15 protein-coding genes and 2 pseudogenes are annotated in these 15,146 nt (G+C 68.9%); 7 read left to right on the forward strand and 10 right to left on the reverse strand.

Annotated elements, in window-relative coordinates:
• Positions 1-97: 97 nt before the first annotated feature.
• Positions 98-199, forward strand: a pseudogene (locus tag Q5694_RS32490) (IS5/IS1182 family transposase); the annotation flags it as partial.
• 15 nt (positions 200-214) lie between these two features.
• On the opposite strand, the pseudogene dnaB reads toward Q5694_RS32490, so the two are convergent.
• The 10 genes and pseudogenes from dnaB to Q5694_RS32540 all read right to left on the reverse strand — a co-directional run.
• Positions 215-1,525: pseudogene (gene dnaB, locus Q5694_RS32495) on the reverse strand (replicative DNA helicase); the annotation flags it as partial.
• 139 nt (positions 1,526-1,664) lie between these two features.
• The gene (locus Q5694_RS32500) at positions 1,665-2,234 is read right to left on the reverse strand and encodes a DciA family protein (RefSeq protein ID WP_333937107.1); all 570 of its coding nucleotides are present in this window, start codon (positions 2,232-2,234) and stop codon (positions 1,665-1,667) included.
• On the reverse strand, positions 2,231-2,794 hold the full coding sequence (locus Q5694_RS32505) for a hypothetical protein (RefSeq protein WP_333937108.1): 564 nt from the start codon (positions 2,792-2,794) through the stop codon (positions 2,231-2,233). Before Q5694_RS32505 ends, Q5694_RS32500 begins: the two co-directional genes overlap by 4 nt.
• Positions 2,791-3,288 carry a hypothetical protein gene (locus tag Q5694_RS32510; RefSeq protein WP_333937109.1) on the reverse strand — a complete coding sequence of 166 codons (498 nt, stop codon included), beginning with the start codon at positions 3,286-3,288 and terminating at the stop codon, positions 2,791-2,793. Before Q5694_RS32510 ends, Q5694_RS32505 begins: the two co-directional genes overlap by 4 nt.
• A 121-nt stretch (positions 3,289-3,409) precedes the next feature.
• A complete protein-coding gene (locus tag Q5694_RS32515; protein WP_333937110.1) occupies positions 3,410-5,863 on the reverse strand; it encodes a hypothetical protein in 2,454 nt (817 codons plus the stop codon).
• Positions 5,864-6,637: 774 nt separating this feature from the next.
• Complete coding sequence (locus Q5694_RS32520) at positions 6,638-6,934, reverse strand: helix-turn-helix transcriptional regulator (protein WP_333937111.1); 297 nt, start codon at positions 6,932-6,934, stop codon at positions 6,638-6,640.
• 101 nt (positions 6,935-7,035) lie between these two features.
• Positions 7,036-7,944: an NAD(P)/FAD-dependent oxidoreductase gene (locus tag Q5694_RS32525; RefSeq protein ID WP_333937112.1), complete on the reverse strand. Its 909-nt coding sequence runs from the start codon at positions 7,942-7,944 to the stop codon at positions 7,036-7,038.
• A complete protein-coding gene (locus Q5694_RS32530) occupies positions 7,941-8,531 on the reverse strand; it encodes an isochorismatase family cysteine hydrolase (protein ID WP_333937113.1) in 591 nt (196 codons plus the stop codon). The genes Q5694_RS32525 and Q5694_RS32530 overlap by 4 nt, the downstream gene beginning before the upstream one ends.
• Positions 8,528-9,235 carry a hypothetical protein gene (locus Q5694_RS32535; protein ID WP_333937114.1) on the reverse strand — a complete coding sequence of 236 codons (708 nt, stop codon included), beginning with the start codon at positions 9,233-9,235 and terminating at the stop codon, positions 8,528-8,530. Before Q5694_RS32535 ends, Q5694_RS32530 begins: the two co-directional genes overlap by 4 nt.
• A gap of 669 nt (positions 9,236-9,904) precedes the next feature.
• Positions 9,905-10,660, reverse strand: a complete 756-nt coding sequence (locus Q5694_RS32540) for a GntR family transcriptional regulator (protein WP_333937115.1) — start codon at positions 10,658-10,660, stop codon at positions 9,905-9,907.
• A 362-nt stretch (positions 10,661-11,022) separates the two neighbouring features.
• Between Q5694_RS32540 and Q5694_RS32545 the strand changes: the two genes are divergently transcribed.
• From Q5694_RS32545 to Q5694_RS32570, 6 genes are all read left to right on the forward strand, one after another.
• A complete protein-coding gene (locus Q5694_RS32545) occupies positions 11,023-11,631 on the forward strand; it encodes a hypothetical protein (protein WP_333937116.1) in 609 nt (202 codons plus the stop codon).
• Between the two features lie 161 nt (positions 11,632-11,792).
• Complete coding sequence (locus Q5694_RS32550; protein WP_333937117.1) at positions 11,793-11,957, forward strand: hypothetical protein; 165 nt, start codon at positions 11,793-11,795, stop codon at positions 11,955-11,957.
• 82 nt (positions 11,958-12,039) lie between these two features.
• On the forward strand, positions 12,040-12,225 hold the full coding sequence (locus Q5694_RS32555) for a hypothetical protein (protein WP_333937118.1): 186 nt from the start codon (positions 12,040-12,042) through the stop codon (positions 12,223-12,225).
• Between the two features lie 161 nt (positions 12,226-12,386).
• Positions 12,387-12,695, forward strand: a complete 309-nt coding sequence (locus Q5694_RS32560) for a WhiB family transcriptional regulator (protein ID WP_333937119.1) — start codon at positions 12,387-12,389, stop codon at positions 12,693-12,695.
• Positions 12,696-12,872: 177 nt separating this feature from the next.
• Positions 12,873-13,064: a DUF5999 family protein gene (locus Q5694_RS32565; RefSeq protein WP_333937164.1), complete on the forward strand. Its 192-nt coding sequence runs from the start codon at positions 12,873-12,875 to the stop codon at positions 13,062-13,064.
• A gap of 318 nt (positions 13,065-13,382) precedes the next feature.
• The gene (locus Q5694_RS32570) at positions 13,383-15,104 is read left to right on the forward strand and encodes a DUF2637 domain-containing protein (protein WP_333937120.1); all 1,722 of its coding nucleotides are present in this window, start codon (positions 13,383-13,385) and stop codon (positions 15,102-15,104) included.
• Positions 15,105-15,146 lie beyond the last annotated feature (42 nt).

Here is a 15,146-nt window from a genome sequence, read left to right on the forward strand (position 1 = left end):
GCGGGCGTCCAGTAGTCGCTCACCAAGACATTCAACCGTCCCCATAGCACGCGTGCCAGCGACAATCTACGCCGTCAACCACCAACTGAGATGACCTCTAAAGCAGTGGAGCAGCCCGGCCACACGAGCCGACAAGCTAGCCATCGCCTACCAGGCCGCACTCCACCTCGCCGGCACCCTTATCTGGACCGGACGCTGACCCAAAAGACAGAACCTAGGTCTGGGCCATGTCGACGAAGCGGGAGTAGTGGCCCTGGAAGGCGACCGTGATGGTCGCGGTGGGCCCGTGGCGATGCTTGGCGACAATGAAGTCGGCCTCGCCGGCTCGGGGCGATTCCTTCTCGTAGGCGTCTTCTCGGTGTAGGAGGATCACCACGTCGGCGTTGTCCTCGAGGGCGCCTGAGTCCCGGAGGTCGTTGATCATCGGCTTCTTGTCGGTGCGCTGCTCGGGGCTGCGGTTGAGTGTGGAGATCGCGACGATCGGCAGACGGAGTTCCTTGGCCAGGAGCTTCAGGCATCGGGCGATCTCGGAGATCTCCTCGTAGCGGGAGCCGAGCGGCCTGGTGCCGTAGGTGAGCAGGTGAACGGCGTCCACGACAATGAGCTGTACGCCTGCCCGGGCCTGCAGGTAGCGGCAGTGGGCGCGAAGGTCGTGGACGTTGGAGTAGGCGCCGTCCTGAATGTAGATCGGGGCAGCGCTGATGTCGGGTAATCGTCGGGCGAGGCGGGTCCAGTCCTCGTCGGTCATGGTGCCGGAGCGCATGTGGTGCAGGGCGACGCGGGCCTCGGCGGACAGCAGGCGCATGCCGATCTCGTTGCGGTCGGCCTCGAGCGAGAACACGGCGCTGGGCAGGGCGTGCTTGATGCTGGCGCAGCGGATGAAGTCAAGGGCGAGGGTGGACTTGCCCATGGCGGGGCGGGCGGCGACGACGATAAGTTGGCCAGGGTGGAGCCCGCCGGTGAGGGAGTCCAGGTCGGTGAAGCCGGTGGGCACCCCGGGCAGGGTTGCGTTGCGGCCGCCGGTCGCCTCGATCCAGTCGAGGGTGTCCTCCATGACATCGCCGAGCGGGCTGGCCGGTGGAAGCAGAGGGCGCCGGGTGGTGGCGGCGAAGATCTCCGCCTGTGCCTGGTCGGCAATGCGGTCGACGGCGTCCGGATCGGCGTCGGAGGCCAGATTCTCGATGTGGATGGCGGCGATCTTGGTGCGGCGCAGCATGGCCGCGTTCTGTACGCGGTCGGCGTTGGTCTGCCAGCTTCGGGCAGAGGAAGGCCCATTGACCAGGGCGCTGATGTAGGCGGATCCGCCAACCTTGTCGAGGTTGCCTTGCTGGGTGAGCCGGGCGGCTACCGCGAGCGGGTCGGTGGTCTCGCCTCGCCCGTATAGGTCGAGGATCGTCGTATAGATCAGATCGTGGGCGGGGCGGTAGAAGTCGTGCCCGTGGAGGGTGCCGACGATGTCGGCGATCGCGTCCTTGGACAGGAGCATCGCCCTCAGCACCCCCTTCTCCGCTTCAAGATCGTGCGGATGGTGCAGTGCAGCGTCGTTGTCGTCGCTGGTCACCCTGGTTTCCCCCCGAGTCCTTTTCCCAGATCCTGCTGCGCAGTACGCAGCATCGGGTCAGCGTAGCCGCGGCCCGGCACGCCTGATCACGGATTCGCCGTGCTCACTCGGCGAGGGTGATTTGCTCTGCTTCGCGTGGTAGCTGGCGTGCCTGACGGTTTAGGGCCGCCTCGATGGCGGGGTCGGGTGTCCCAGTTGTCGGCTCCGGTCGTGGTGTGCGTGGGCTGTCTGGCATCGGGGGCAGCGGCTGGAGCGTGGATGGGTCCCTCCGAACCAGATGAATTTGGCGTACGGTGCCCGCACCGAGCATGTCGTTGAGCTCTTGCATCAGACGGTCAGCCAGGAATCGGGTGTTGGTCAGCCAGGCCACAGAGGCACTCGCGAGGGTGAGCGTCCCGGTTTCGGAGTCGAAGGCGGTGGGGGTCACGTACTTGTCCAGAGGGCCGGCCACAGCATGCCAGGCCGGAAGCGGCGAGACTTCGGCCACGGCGAACAGGTCAAGCAGGACTCGTGCGAGGAGGACTGCTGAGGTTCGTCCCCGCACACGAGGGCGGCGTACGGTAGGGGTGCGTTCGGTGAAGCGGCCCCGCCGGGCGTCCTCGCGAGCACGGCTCAGGGCCACCAGCGCCAGATCGACGCGCGCCTCGATGCCCGGGTACTGCTGGTCGGTCAAAGTTCGACCCGGTAAGGCGTCGGGGCACCCCAGACCCGGACGACGTCGTGGTCGGTGAAGGCATACACCAGGCGGTAGGCCGCGGCTGCGTCCGGACTACGACGCAGCTGCTCGAGGTACTGCTCAGCGTCCCGCTCGCTCTGGCGGGGCGTGCCGCATAGCTGCCAGGACTGCCCGTTCCACATTTCGGGGATCCAGCGCTCCCGCGGCTGTGGCTGGTCGGCCCGGATGCGGTGCTGGGACTGCGTGCGCTTGGGGGACGCTTCGTCGTCCGTGCCGACGGAGTGCGGGGATGGTGTCAACGGCCCTGACCGTCGGCGGGTCTCACAGAGGAGACAGCCATCGAAGGCGTCCGGGTCGACGGGCCCGTTCGGGTGCTCGGGGCAGCGGGTAGTTGGCTTCGGGGTGCTTACCGCCTCCTCCAGCAGAGCGAAGGCCCGTTCGAGGTCTTGGCGGATCTCCTCCGTGTTCATGGCAGCGGCGTTGTCGTCGAGCCGTTGCCCGTGTTCACCAGCGACGCGGAGGGCCCGGCCCAGGGCGATGAGCTGGGCGTGGTTCACGGCGTCTCTCCTTCATGTCCGGTGCCGGACCGGCCTGGTCGGCGTTGTCTAACAGTGGGTCGGCTTCTGCGGGCTTGTCTCAGTCGTATGGCGCGCCAGAGTTCGCTCGCGCCATGGCTGGTGACCGGCTGAGTGTGGTGCAGGCCTGGGCAGCAGGCGTCGTGGACGATCTTGGCGTTTCCGTAGTCGCGGTGGTGCGGGCCTGGCCAGGCGATCCCGCCGGCGAGGTGGTAGACCTCGTCGGCGGCGAAGAACCGGGCCGGGTAGTCTCCCGGGATCAGCGCGATCCACGCCACCTCCGCTTCCGGTTCCCCGCTACCGACTACACGAGCGGGGTCCGGGCCGGCCTGAGGCCGGTAGACGTTCACGCCGTCGTAGTGCATGGTCCGGTAACGGTGCGTGGCCACCCCGCAGGCCGGGCACACCACGGTCAGCTTGCGCCCCCAAGGGGGAATGCCGTCATCGCCGAGTCCGGGCTGGGAAGAAACACTCACGCCCGATCAGCCTCCGATCCGTGAAGAAGCACCGGCTTAGCGGTATCGCCGAGTGAAGGCGGCCGAGCTGCGGTGCACCAAATGACAGGCTAGCGACCGCAGCTGACACCACGGCACTCGATCAACCAACCCGCTTCGGTGCCCGTCCGGCCTGCATCCGCGCCCGCTGGGCCCGCAGCAGCCCGAGTTTGCGCTCCAGCAAGTAGTGCGCAGTGCGCCGGCGGGCTTCCTCTGCCGCTTCCCCCGCGGCCCGATGACCGAGGGGGCGGCGGCGGAGCATGGTGTCGTACACGGCTTCGGCCTCGGCGTCGGCTTCCTCGCTCCGCAGCAGTCGGCTGTGCGCGCTCGCCCGGCGCTCGTCACGAATCCGTTCAGCCACCTCCCGGGCGGTGAAGGCCAGCAGCCTCTGATCGGTTGCGACTTGGCGTCGGCACACGTCATCGAGCAGCGCACGGGTGTCGGCTTCGCAGCGCTCCGACAGCGCGGCGATCTGTGCCGGGTCATCCAAATCCGCCCGCACGGCGACCGCCAGGTCGACCGCCTCTTGGACCAGATCGTCCGTACACCGCCGGCAGGTGCACTCCGGGCACAACCCCGCCGCACCCGGCAGACCGCACTCTACGCACGCGGCCGCCTGCCGCTGCAGCGCGGCAGCCTCCTCTGCTGCCCGGCGACGGGCGGCGGCCCTCCGCCGCATCTCCACCTCGGCCACCACTTGGTCGTGCCGCGCGCCTGCCTGCTCTGCCTCACGCTGGGTGTGCTCCCGCAGCCGCTCCTCGAGGACCTGGCGGCGCTCGCGCCCACCGAGTCCGGGCAGCTCCCGGTCGACCTCCGCCGCGATCTTCGCCCGCTGGGCACGCCGGATGTGGAGCACGTTGTTGCAGTTCTCGCACTCGGCGCCGGTGTCCAGCCGGATCCCGTCGTCGCATCGGGGGTCCGAGCATGCCTGACGCTGCGCAAGGCCCCGCCGGATCAGCCACGGGAACGGGCGGTCGACCAGGGCATTGCCGCCGGTTTCCTCCAGCCGGTCGGTGAGCCGGTCTGCCAGCAGCTGCGGCGACCTCTCCGGCCGTTCCAGCATGCCCGCCAGCCGCTTCACTTCCGCCTTCACGGCCGCCTCGACCTGGTCCTGCTGCCAGCCCGACAGCCGCTCCCACAGCCCCGCGACCGGCCCCAGAGCCACCCGCAGACCAAGATCAGCCGGAAGACCAATCCTCCGCTGCTGAGCCTTTCCACCACTCACGGCCTTCAACCGACCACCGGCTACAGCCCCGGCAGCACACCGCCCAGCACGCTGATTGACCGGGGACTCTTGCGGCTTTTCCCCGCGCAGCGGGCCGTCCTCGGCTACCGGCGCCGCCGACTTGCCAACGGCGGCCTGGTCGTCGGCGGCCTGGTCCTCGCGCACGCACGCGCGCTCCGGCCGACGGCCTTCAGCCCCACGGCCTTCGCCGGAAAAGCCACCAGAGAGCGCGAGAGAACCACCGGGAGTAACCCCAGAAGCGTGGGAAGCGTGGTGCTGTGCAGTTGCGGCGAGGTCTGTCGATCCGGCCATCTCGCCCTGCCCGGCGCCCTCGATCCCCGTCGTTACAAGGGCCTCGCCCGTCTCGCGGGACTCAGAATCTCCGGATGCAGTACCGGCGAGGTCTGAAATCAGAGCCTTGGCGACCCGGCGAGCCTCCCGCACGGCCACGCCGTGGGCCTCGGCAACCGGCACCAGGCGCACCCGCGACTGCGCGTTCAGGCCCGAGCCGGTCTCTTTGCGCACCACCTCTGCGACGCCGTGCTCCTGAAGACGCTTGAGCACCTTCGCCCCGGCCGCCGCCGTACAGCCCAACAGCCGCCCGACCGTTGCCGCCGGACGTCCCCGGGAGGTGTCCACCGACCCGGGACACAGCTGCAGCCAGCCCGCCGAACCCGTCGTCAGCACCATCAGCAGCAGCCCGAGCCGGTCCGTCGCAGCCGCCCGGCCTGTACGGCTGGCGAGCAGCCCGGCCGGGACCGGCGCCTTGTCTTTCGGCGCCCACCCCGGACCGAACAGCACCTCGATGAGGCTCAGCAGCACCGCCAGCTCCGAGCGCGACAGCGCCAGCGGGTGACGCCGGTCGCCGGCCTTCTGCGCCCGGTACATCGGGATCACCCAGCACTTCAGGCCCGTCGCGTGCCCGAAGCTGTTGGTCGCGACGTTCGAGCCGAGGATCCCGGCAGCGCGCAGCTCGGGCAGCACGGTGTGGGCGACCGTCGACTGCGACACCCCCAGCCACCGCCCGAGCTCCGCCGCCCAGATCGACGTCTCGAAGTCCTTGCGCACGTCCGCCTTCGCGGTCAGCACCACCGACGCCAGCCGCGCGCCGTCTGACGCACCGGCCAGTGCCGGGGACGTCACCAACGCGCGTACCGCCGCGAGCAGCCGGGCCCGCATCGTCTTCGATAGCTGGAGCGGGTTACCCAGCTCCAGCCGCGCGACCGGACCGGCCTGCGCCGGAACCGACCGCAGCCGACGACGCGATGCCCCGCCGGCGGACTTCGTACGCGGGCGGGGGAACGAGGCGGCCGACGCCGCCACGGCGCTCACCGGCCCACCCGGACGGACGAGAAAGAGATCATCTCGGCAGCCTCGCGCGGACCGCCTGTGGACAGATTCCGAGCAGTGGCGAAACCCCTGCTCGCTCCCGCCCGACGGGCAGGAACTTCGGATCGCGTCCCGTCCCACGGGACGGAGCCCCGGAGCGCTGCGGCGGCCGGCGCCGTCAGGAGAACATGGGCCCCCCTCTCGGTATAGGTGTCTCGGACCGGGGTCCGTGTGACACTCCGACCCCAAGAATCTTCGTGATCAATGCCGCGAACATGGCAAACAGGGTGAGCCAATCCCGTCACGCGGGAAGGGCGAAGGGCTCGAACCAGGCTGAATCGGACATGGTCGAGCTGACAGGGAACACCGATCTCGTGCACTATGGCGGGGACACCAACCTTCAATGGATCGCCCCGACCGCGACCAAGCCCCCGCCAAGGGGCCCGACCACGGCCGAGCGATCTGTACGGACGGAGCCCCGAGCACCGAACGGCCTGCCAAAGCCGCCGGAACCCGGGGTGACGCTGGTGGCTCAACAGAGGCCCCCTGCCAAAGGGGCTCCTAGAGAGCCGAGGTGGCCCGCTTGCCAAAGCGGACCGGGTGGACCCGCTTGCCAAAGCGGGGTTTTGCGAGAGATGAACCAGCTCCATGAGCTGGAGCCCAGAACCGGCGCCAACCGGGGACTGGGCGGCCGACCTGACGGTCGGCGAGACGGGCCGCGCGGGGCCACAGTGGATTGCAGTCCACCTCATTGGCGCGCGGCCGATGGCCGCTAGGTCATCCCGACCCCCTTTCGGAGGCCGGCGTCGTGCTGCTTGCATTCAGCTCAGCGACCTCGGGGAACCGCTCCGCGAGCCCCTTGAGTAGGTGGATGTAGACGGCGCGATGGGGCCGCCTGGGGTGGGTCTGGCCTAGCTCCCAGCGGGCTACGGCCAGGCGTTTCACACCTACGGCGTCCGCGACTTCCTGCTGAGTGAGCCCTGCGGCGAGGCGCAGCTGTTGACGCACGCGCGGCGTCGGCAGGACGTCGTCGAGGAGAGCGTTGACCCGCTGCATGGGATCCGCGTCGGACATGCCCCAACCTCTCATGATCACCGAATTCCTGAAAGATACACCACGGGATCGATCACGGGTAGCACGCATCGATACGCCGACAGGACGGTGAGCACTGGACCTCAACATGGCTTCAGGACCGAGGAGTAATAGGAGGCGAGCACAGCTTCCGCCCCAGAACCCTGCGCCGTCGTGACGCGTTGGAACTGGGCCGCCCGCAAGTCACCGGCGACCTGGACCCGAGGGTGCTGTTTGCCGGGAGGACAGTAGCCGTCCTCGCTCGAGATGAGACCGTCCAGGCCCGCTGGTGCGTTGCCCAGGTTATTCAGCACAGTCTTGGCGACGTAGGACTTGCGCTCTCCCTGCCGGTCCTTGACCTGCAAGCCCCACTCGTCTCCGTAGGCCATCGGCGACAGGGCGACGTGAGAGACAGGTACGACGCGCACGCGCTCGTCCCCCGCCACCTCGGCGATCTTGTAGTCATCCGCCGGCGGACAAAGGACGTGAAGCGTCGTTGAGGAGTGCGGATGGGTGCGGAGCCACGTTCCGAGGGGACGGTTACCTCCGAGGACGTAGGTCCGACCCGCCAGGTCTGCAGGCTTGGTGCGCCACAGCGGAGGAACTGACAAATGTGCAGGAGCGCTGATCCAGTCGGCATCGGGCGGAGCCAGGGCGGCCACGCCGGTAGCGACTACGATTACTTGTGCGCTCAGTGTGCGCCCGTCCTCGAGTACGAGCTCCGCCCGGTCGTCGTAGCCGCTGACGCTCGCCGCACGGGCCTGCATGACGGAGCATCGGGCACCCTGCTGTAGGCGATTCAGGTCGGCGGCAAGGGCTTCAGCAAGCTGGGAACCGGTCGACCAGTTGCCAGGGACGTTTTCCAGCGCCCCGATAGCATGCAGCTTGCCGCCTACTGCACCAGCCTCCACGACGACCGTTCGAAGATTCAGGCTGGCTGCCATCACCGCGGCCGCCACGCCGGACGGCCCCGCGCCGACTACCAGCACATCTGTCTTATATGGTTTGTTCATGTGTGGGCTCCCTGCGTTCCACTGATGCGGGACAAGGCAACCTCGCTCGTGACTAGTTGCTCAGCGCCGATGTTTCGGGAGGCGAGCAGGAGCGCGGCGTCGTGGTAGCGAACTCCGCCGGTGGAGGCACAAGCATCGGTGACGATCCACGGGCGGTATCCGGCCTGATAGGCGGCGACAGCGGAGTCGTATACGCATGCGTCTGTGTCGATGCCGCACAGCACCAGATCGGTCCAGCTCGCCTCGTGGATGGTCCGGGCGGCCTCAGGGGTGAACACCGATGACTGGTGCTTGTCGATGATTGCGGCAGCGCTGGCAGCAAAGGGGACCAGGTCAGCGACGAGGGCTTGTTCTTCAGGAGTACGCAATCGCGTCCATCCCGTGATCGTCTCGTACGGTGAACCGGGCTCGTTGTGGAACCGCGACAGCACCACGGGAGCGCCAGCTGCTTGCCAGCCTTCCACCAGCCGAACAACCGCAGGGATGATTCCGCGACTGTGCTGGTTGACAAAGCCCTGCTGCACATCAATGACCAGCAGCGCCGTCGATCGAGGGTCCACCCACTCCGCCTTCCACATCGCCATCACGGATTGCTGTCTCGGAGAGCGTCCTGGGCGGCGCGCAGCCGATCAGGAAGTTCGCTGGTGGCCAGAATGGCCTCGCGCATCACACGGTGTTGAGCGGTCTCAGTGGGGCGCGCGGTAGTGAGCCGGAAGTAGGCGCTGCGCAGAAAGCGCCAGCCGTAGGCAGCCGGCATCACCGGATCCCGGCCGTCTTCGATCGTGTGCAGGATGTGCGACGAGAGGGCCCAAAGGGCCTGCACGTCGAGTTCAAGAGCCACGACCTGACTCATGGTCAGAGCTCGCTCGTCCGGCTGCGGGTGATAGACGACACCGGACCAGCTGACGACGCCGCGGGAGACCCCGCCGTCGAACGTCACGGCCTCGGGGTGAGCCCAGCCTTCACGGAACTTCGCTTCCTCTACCCCCGGCCCGAGCGGCACCACATCTGCTGGATTCTGCCGATTGACCAGCACCGATGGCGTCGCGAGCAGCTGGAGAGCCGTATCCAGGCCAGCCCTTGACCAGGAATGTGTGCGCAGTTCGTAGGCCGACAGCACGTACTGCGGAGCGAGCGACTGGGCGCTCTGGCCCTTGTCGGCGCCGTGGCGGATCAGCAGGCGAGCCATCCACTCACCCACCCAGCCCGGCTCCTTCAGGTACGTGCGGTAACGCCACAACGCCAGCTCGGTCAACGACTTGAGACGGTGGTGCTCCTCGAGATGCACCACAGCGACACCGCAGGCGTATATGTGAACCGTCGACGACTGCGCGGAGTGATGGTCAACCGGCAGGACTCGCTGGTCCAAGCCGCCTGGTCCAGGCTCGCTTGGCGAACCCGCAGCGTAGAGAGGTGTACTGCACTCACCGAGGTACACCGGCAAGAACTTGTGGGAAACGACTGCGCATGGTGCCGGACGTGCTGCTGACTCCCCGTTGGGGGGAGCTGGCGTTCCACGCAGCGCTGCCAAACGGAGGCTGAACGCCTCCTGCTCAGCCGGGGTGCACTGGAGGAGAGCCGTGTCCAGGATCTGCGCCATCTGGGGACGACAGACGCTCGTCTTGTTCCGCTGCCAGTTCGAGACGGTCCGGGGGCTGATGCCGAGGCGACCGGCGAACTCGCGCACAGACGCTCGCATCACCGACCGCAACAGCAGCGCCTCCTCGCCTGTCCACCTGTCCACAGCGATCACTACACACCCCCTTGGTGGTCACCTTCCAGGTATCAACGGCGCTATTGCCACGCTGTTGCTACACCACTTCCACGGCCGGACATCTCGCTCAAGGCCCCTGCTGCGGATGCTGTTTCTTGTTGATTCACACCCGCAATCCCGGCCGGAGGAACCATGGCGATCCCGGGCACACCCCAGTGCCGTGCCCGCATCGACTCCTGCTTGCCGTCAGGCATCGAACTCGTAGTCCAGGACGTACGAGGCGGAGTCGAGGGTCATCTCGTTGACCTCAACAACTCGCTGGTGGGCGTCGAAGGCTGTCCGACAAATCTTCAGGACAGGGCGCTCAGGGGACATGCTCAAGGTGGCCGCTTCCTCAGCAGTGGGCAGCCGTCCGCGGATCTCCTCTCGGAAGCGAACCGGGCCGTGTCCGAGGTCAGCGAGGCGAGCGTAGGTTCCTCCCGGCCCGGTGTCGGCCTGGGTGATCGCAGATCCTTCCACCAGGGCATAGGGCAAGTACGAGGTGGCGAGCATGACCGGCCGGCCATCGAGGACGAAGCGCCGGGACCTGGCGCAAGCGGTCTCTCCAGCGTCCAGGTTGAGTATCTCGGCAATGTGCGCTGGCGGAACGACCTCCTGTACGGACACCTGGTCGACCGTCAGGGGCCGGTCTTCGTCAGCCGACCAGATCGACTTCCCGGCGCCCCATTGGTCGTGTGCCAGACGCTGGATGCCGCGTCGCCGGATAGGGCGGAAAGCCTGGACGAACACCCCCGCGCCCTTCCGAGCCTCGGCGAGTCCTTCGTTGGTGAGTGCGCGCAGCGCTCGCCGAGCGGTCATCACAGCGACGCCGTACTGCGGCGCAAGGGCGTTCTCCCCCGGCAGTCGATCACCGGGTCGGTAGTCCCCTCGCTCGATCGCGGCCTTCAGCTCGTCAGCGATCTGGAGGTATCTGGGCTGTTCAGAGCCTTTTCCGCCTGCCATGTGTCTCCTAACTTCGCTAGCGATCCTAAGGGCTTCGATGCTTAGCGTCAGCTACGGCTCGCGACTTACATAGCGCGGGGGGACATCTCTATCGAAGTGCTTGACATCGATAGAGAGATCGCGCACCATCGTACTGCAACTTCGATATCGAAGTTGCCCAGGTAGTCGTCCGCCCTTCGGGGCGGCCGGGGTTGAGAGCACCATCGAACTCCCCCGGAGCCTGACGGCCGCGACCACTGTGTGCACGTCGCAGCGCTGTGCGCTGTCTGTCCTGCGGGACGCCGGCCTTGTGCCGTGCGGCCCGGAGGGCGGAGAGAGCATCGCGACCCGCGCCCCAGCCACTCCGCCCGTGAGGAGTTCCGATGTCTACTTCGACCCTTGAGCGCACCGCCCGTCCCCGCCGGAGCCGGACTCGTTCCCGCACCGTCAACAGCCGCCCGGCGCTCGCCCTGTCCACCCTCCGACCTCACCAGTACGACCTGCGCCCCGCCTGCGCATCGCTGATCTGCCCCGACTGCAAGACGTGGGTGCCAATCACCGGCTTCCAGACCAAGAGCCCCAAGGTCGTGCCGCACGACACCGGCCGCGCGGGCAAGGACGCTTCCGCCCGCTGCCGCCTGGGCAGCAACCGCCTGGTCACCGTCGACGTCACGGTCAAGAAGTGGCAGGAGCGCCTGGAGGACGGCCACGCGGAGACCGGCCACCGCCGCCCGACCACCGTGCTGCGCAAGCCCAAGGCCGCGGTCGCCCCGGCCGTCAGCCAGATCGCGGCGCAGAAGCAGACGCCGGCAAATGGCGAGCACGGCAGCGACCGGCCCCTGTGGCTGCTGCGCGAGATGAAGTGGGCGGCGACCGAGTCCGCGGTTCGCGACGCCGACAACCGCCGCGCGCAGCTGCCCGACGGGGACGCGCCGCTGGGCGCGCCGCCGGTGCCGCTCAAGACGCTGCACCCCGAGCGCCGCGCGAGCTGACCCGCTCCAGACGAACGACGAAGGCCCCGGCCACCCCGCAAGAAGGGTGGCCGGGGCCTTGGCTGCTCGTACGAACAGCCTGAACAGCGCGACAGCCCCGGTGACTTGGAACCCCCCAGGGCTGTCCAGGACCTGATTCGGAGGACCTGATGGAGAACAGCATGGCATGCACCGCGCCGCAGCCGCAGGCCGGGATCATCGACGACATCGAGCGCGAGGACGACGCCAAGGGCTACGAGCCCGAGGACGCCGCCCGCGTCGACGTTGCTTTGGTCCTCGTTCTCAACACCGCGTCGGCGGCGACCGACTGGGAGGTGGCGGAGTGATCACCAGCCTCACCGACGCCGAACGCGAGGCGCTCTCGCAGAAGAACCGGGAGCAGAACAAGAGGTCGGAGGCCAACCGCCGATGAGCGCCCGGCCGACCGACGACCTGTTCGTCCGCTACATGCGCGCGTTTCAGGACTCCACCGAGCACACCGCCGCCTGTCCGACCTGCCAGGGCGAGACGCCGTGTGCGGAGGGGGCGCCGATCCACGAGCGGTTCGCCCGCCTCCAGGACGCCTACACCGCACGCCAGAAGCAGCAGCGCTGACCCCGGCCCTGCCCGTCGTCCCCGCGCCTTCCCAGCCGGGGCCGGCGGAGAGCGCCGGGAGCTCCCGCCCGCTCCGGCCGTCCGGCCGCCACAACACGCAACAGCCCCGGGGCGGCCACCCCGGGGCTGACTTCTTGCTCTGGACCTTCTGAGAGGCCCTGATGAATCGCGACTCCATCGTACGCACCAGCTACGCCCCCGACGCCGACTTGCCGGTCAACACCAACTGGCGTGAGGCCGGCGCCTGCACGCGGGAGGACCCCGAGCTGTTCTTCCCCATCGGCGACACCGGCCCGGCACTCCTGCAGATCGAGGAGGCCAAGTCGGTATGCCGCAGGTGCCCGGTCCTCGAGCGCTGCGCCTCCTGGGCCCTGGAGATGGGTGAGACCCACGGCGTGTGGGGCGGCATGAGTGAAGACGAGCGCCGCCACTTGAGGCGCCGGGCCGCCCGCGAGCGCGCCGCTACCTGATCCGCCCTGGCGGTTGCCTGATCCGCCCGCACCGACCGCTGAACCACGGCGGCGGGGGCGGGCGGTGAAGGGGAGCCGGACAGACCGGACCGACAGCCCAGGGAGGCACTGATGGGCACGACGACCGCCCAGCTCGACACCGTGACGACTGCCACCGGAACCCGGCTGCCGGGCTCGCTGTGTCGGCACACGCCGACCTGCCCGAGTGCCGACAGCCCGGACCGGGAGGCCGCACACATCATCGCCAGCCACCCGGAGCAGGGCTGGAGCCTGCTGTGCAACGCCGTGGTGGTCTTCGACGACACCGGCGACCTGCTCCCTGACGGCCGGGTCATCGCCCCTCACCGTCCCCTCGCGGGCACGGCCTGACGGCTGCCTGATCCGCCCGCACCGGCCGCCAGCAACAGCGCAGCCGGGTCGGGCGGTGACGGGGAGTCGGACAGTCCCGTTTCGCTCCCGCCCGGCGGGAGCCCCGGACAGTTTCGAGCCCGCCCCCAGCACTCCCCCGGCCCCGCCACCCGCACCGCGGGCGGCCGGCCTTTTCGTGTGCCCGGAGCGGGTAGGGCCGGTGCCAGTTTCGTGATCAACCGACCGCACCGACCGCCGTTTCGGGAACGCGCCGCCGCGTTTCGGGAGCAGCCCCCGCCGTTTCGCGCACGCCCTGCACGACCCCCTCTGGAGGCCCTCATGACCATCACTGACTGGCCGCGAACCGCGGCCGAACCCGACCCCGAGACGGGCGCACCGGCCGCCGTTTCGGGAACGCCTCAGCCGGTTTCGCGGACGACCGGCACCGTTTCGGATGCGCCGGAGTTCGTTTCGGAGACGGAAAGTGGAACCGGAACGGACCGCTCCCCGGCGAAGCTGACCGGTACCCAGAAGTGGACGGCCGGAGCGATCGTCGTTGCCGCGCTCGCCCTCGCGGGCATCGGCCTGTACCTGTCCTTCGAGCACGTTGCCCAGTTCGCCTTCAAGGAGCTGCGCTTCGGGTCGCTGGGCAAGGGCCAGCTGTTCGCGGTCGGTGTCGACGTCGGCATCATGGTGATGATCGCGGTCGACCTGCTGATGGCCTGGCTCAAGCGCCCCATCAGCTGGATCCGCTATCCGGTGTGGCTGCTGACGGCCGCGACCGTTGTCCTCAACGCCGCGTCCGGCGCCCCAGAGGGGGCCTGGAAGCTGCTGGACTACGTCGCGGCCGGCGCCCACGGCGTCGTGCCGGTCCTCTTCATCATGGTGGTGGAGCTGGGCCGTACCTCGATCGACCGCGTTGTCCGGCCTGACCAGGACGAACGCGACTCGATCCCGTGGCTGCGCTGGGTGCTCGCCCCGGTGGCCACCGCCCGGATCTTCCGCCGGATGCGGCTGTGGGGCGTCACCTCCTACCCGGAGATGATCCGCCGTGACCAGGAGCTCATCGCCTACGAGCAGTGGCTCAAGCGCAAGTACGAGGGCGACATCTCCGAAGCCAGCGAGGATGAGCTGCTGCCCATGAAGATGGCCCCGTACGGCTACACCGTCGCCCAGGCCCTGGCCATGCCCGACGAACAGGAGCAGGCGGCCCAGGAGCGGGAGGAGGAAGCCGAGCGCCGGCGCCTGGACGCGGAGACGCGCAGCGAGGTCGCCAAGGCGGAGTCGGAAGCCGAGCGGCTGCGCGCCAAGGGCAAGGTCGAGGCGGTCCGCGCGGAGGTCGATGGCCAGACCGGGCAGGCCCGCGCGCACGCCCGAGCCCAGGTTACCGCCGCTGAGCGGGCCGCCGCCCTGGAGCAGGAGGCCCTGGACAGCGCGGTGGCCGCCGAAGCGCGAGCCCGCGAGGCGGAGGCGGAGCGCAAGGAGGCCCAGGAGCGCGAGGCGAAGGCGCAAGCGGATCTCCGCGCGGCGGAGCTGGAGCGCCAGGCAGCCGAGAAGCGGAAGGAAGCGGCGGAGGCCGACAGGGTCGCCGCGGCGGAGGCACAGGCGATCGAGACCCAGGCCATCGTCGAAGCCCGCAAGGCCGCTGCCGAAGCGAACCGGCGTGCTGCCGAAACGGAGCGGGCCGCTGCCGAAACGCAACGCGCCGCTGCCGAAGCCGCCCGGAAGAAGGCTGAGGAGGAGCGCCTCGCGAAGGTCGCTCTCGCTGATGCTGCGCGTGCCGAGAAGGAAGCCGCCGAAGCCGAGCGGGCTGCTGCCGAAACGCGGCGGGCCGCTGCCGAAATCGAGCGGCGCGCGGTCGAAGCCGAGGACGTCGCGAAGCTCAAGCCGCGCGAGCGAGCGATCCGCCGGGTCGCCCGGATGATCCTCGCGGCCGGCGGCGACGCCGACCGGCTGCCGCTGGCCGACATCCAGCACGAGCTGGCGGTCACCTCGCCCGGCACCGCGTCGGAGTACCGCCAGGAGGCAGCCGAGCTGCTCGCCGGCGGCTACCGCCCCTGATCCACCGTCCGGCACACACCAGTGAGGGCCAGCCCGCTCGAA

The sequence above is a fragment of the Streptomyces sp. AHA2 genome, assembly GCF_036857595.1.
In the GTDB taxonomy this organism is placed as follows: Bacteria; Actinomycetota; Actinomycetes; order Streptomycetales; family Streptomycetaceae; genus Streptomyces.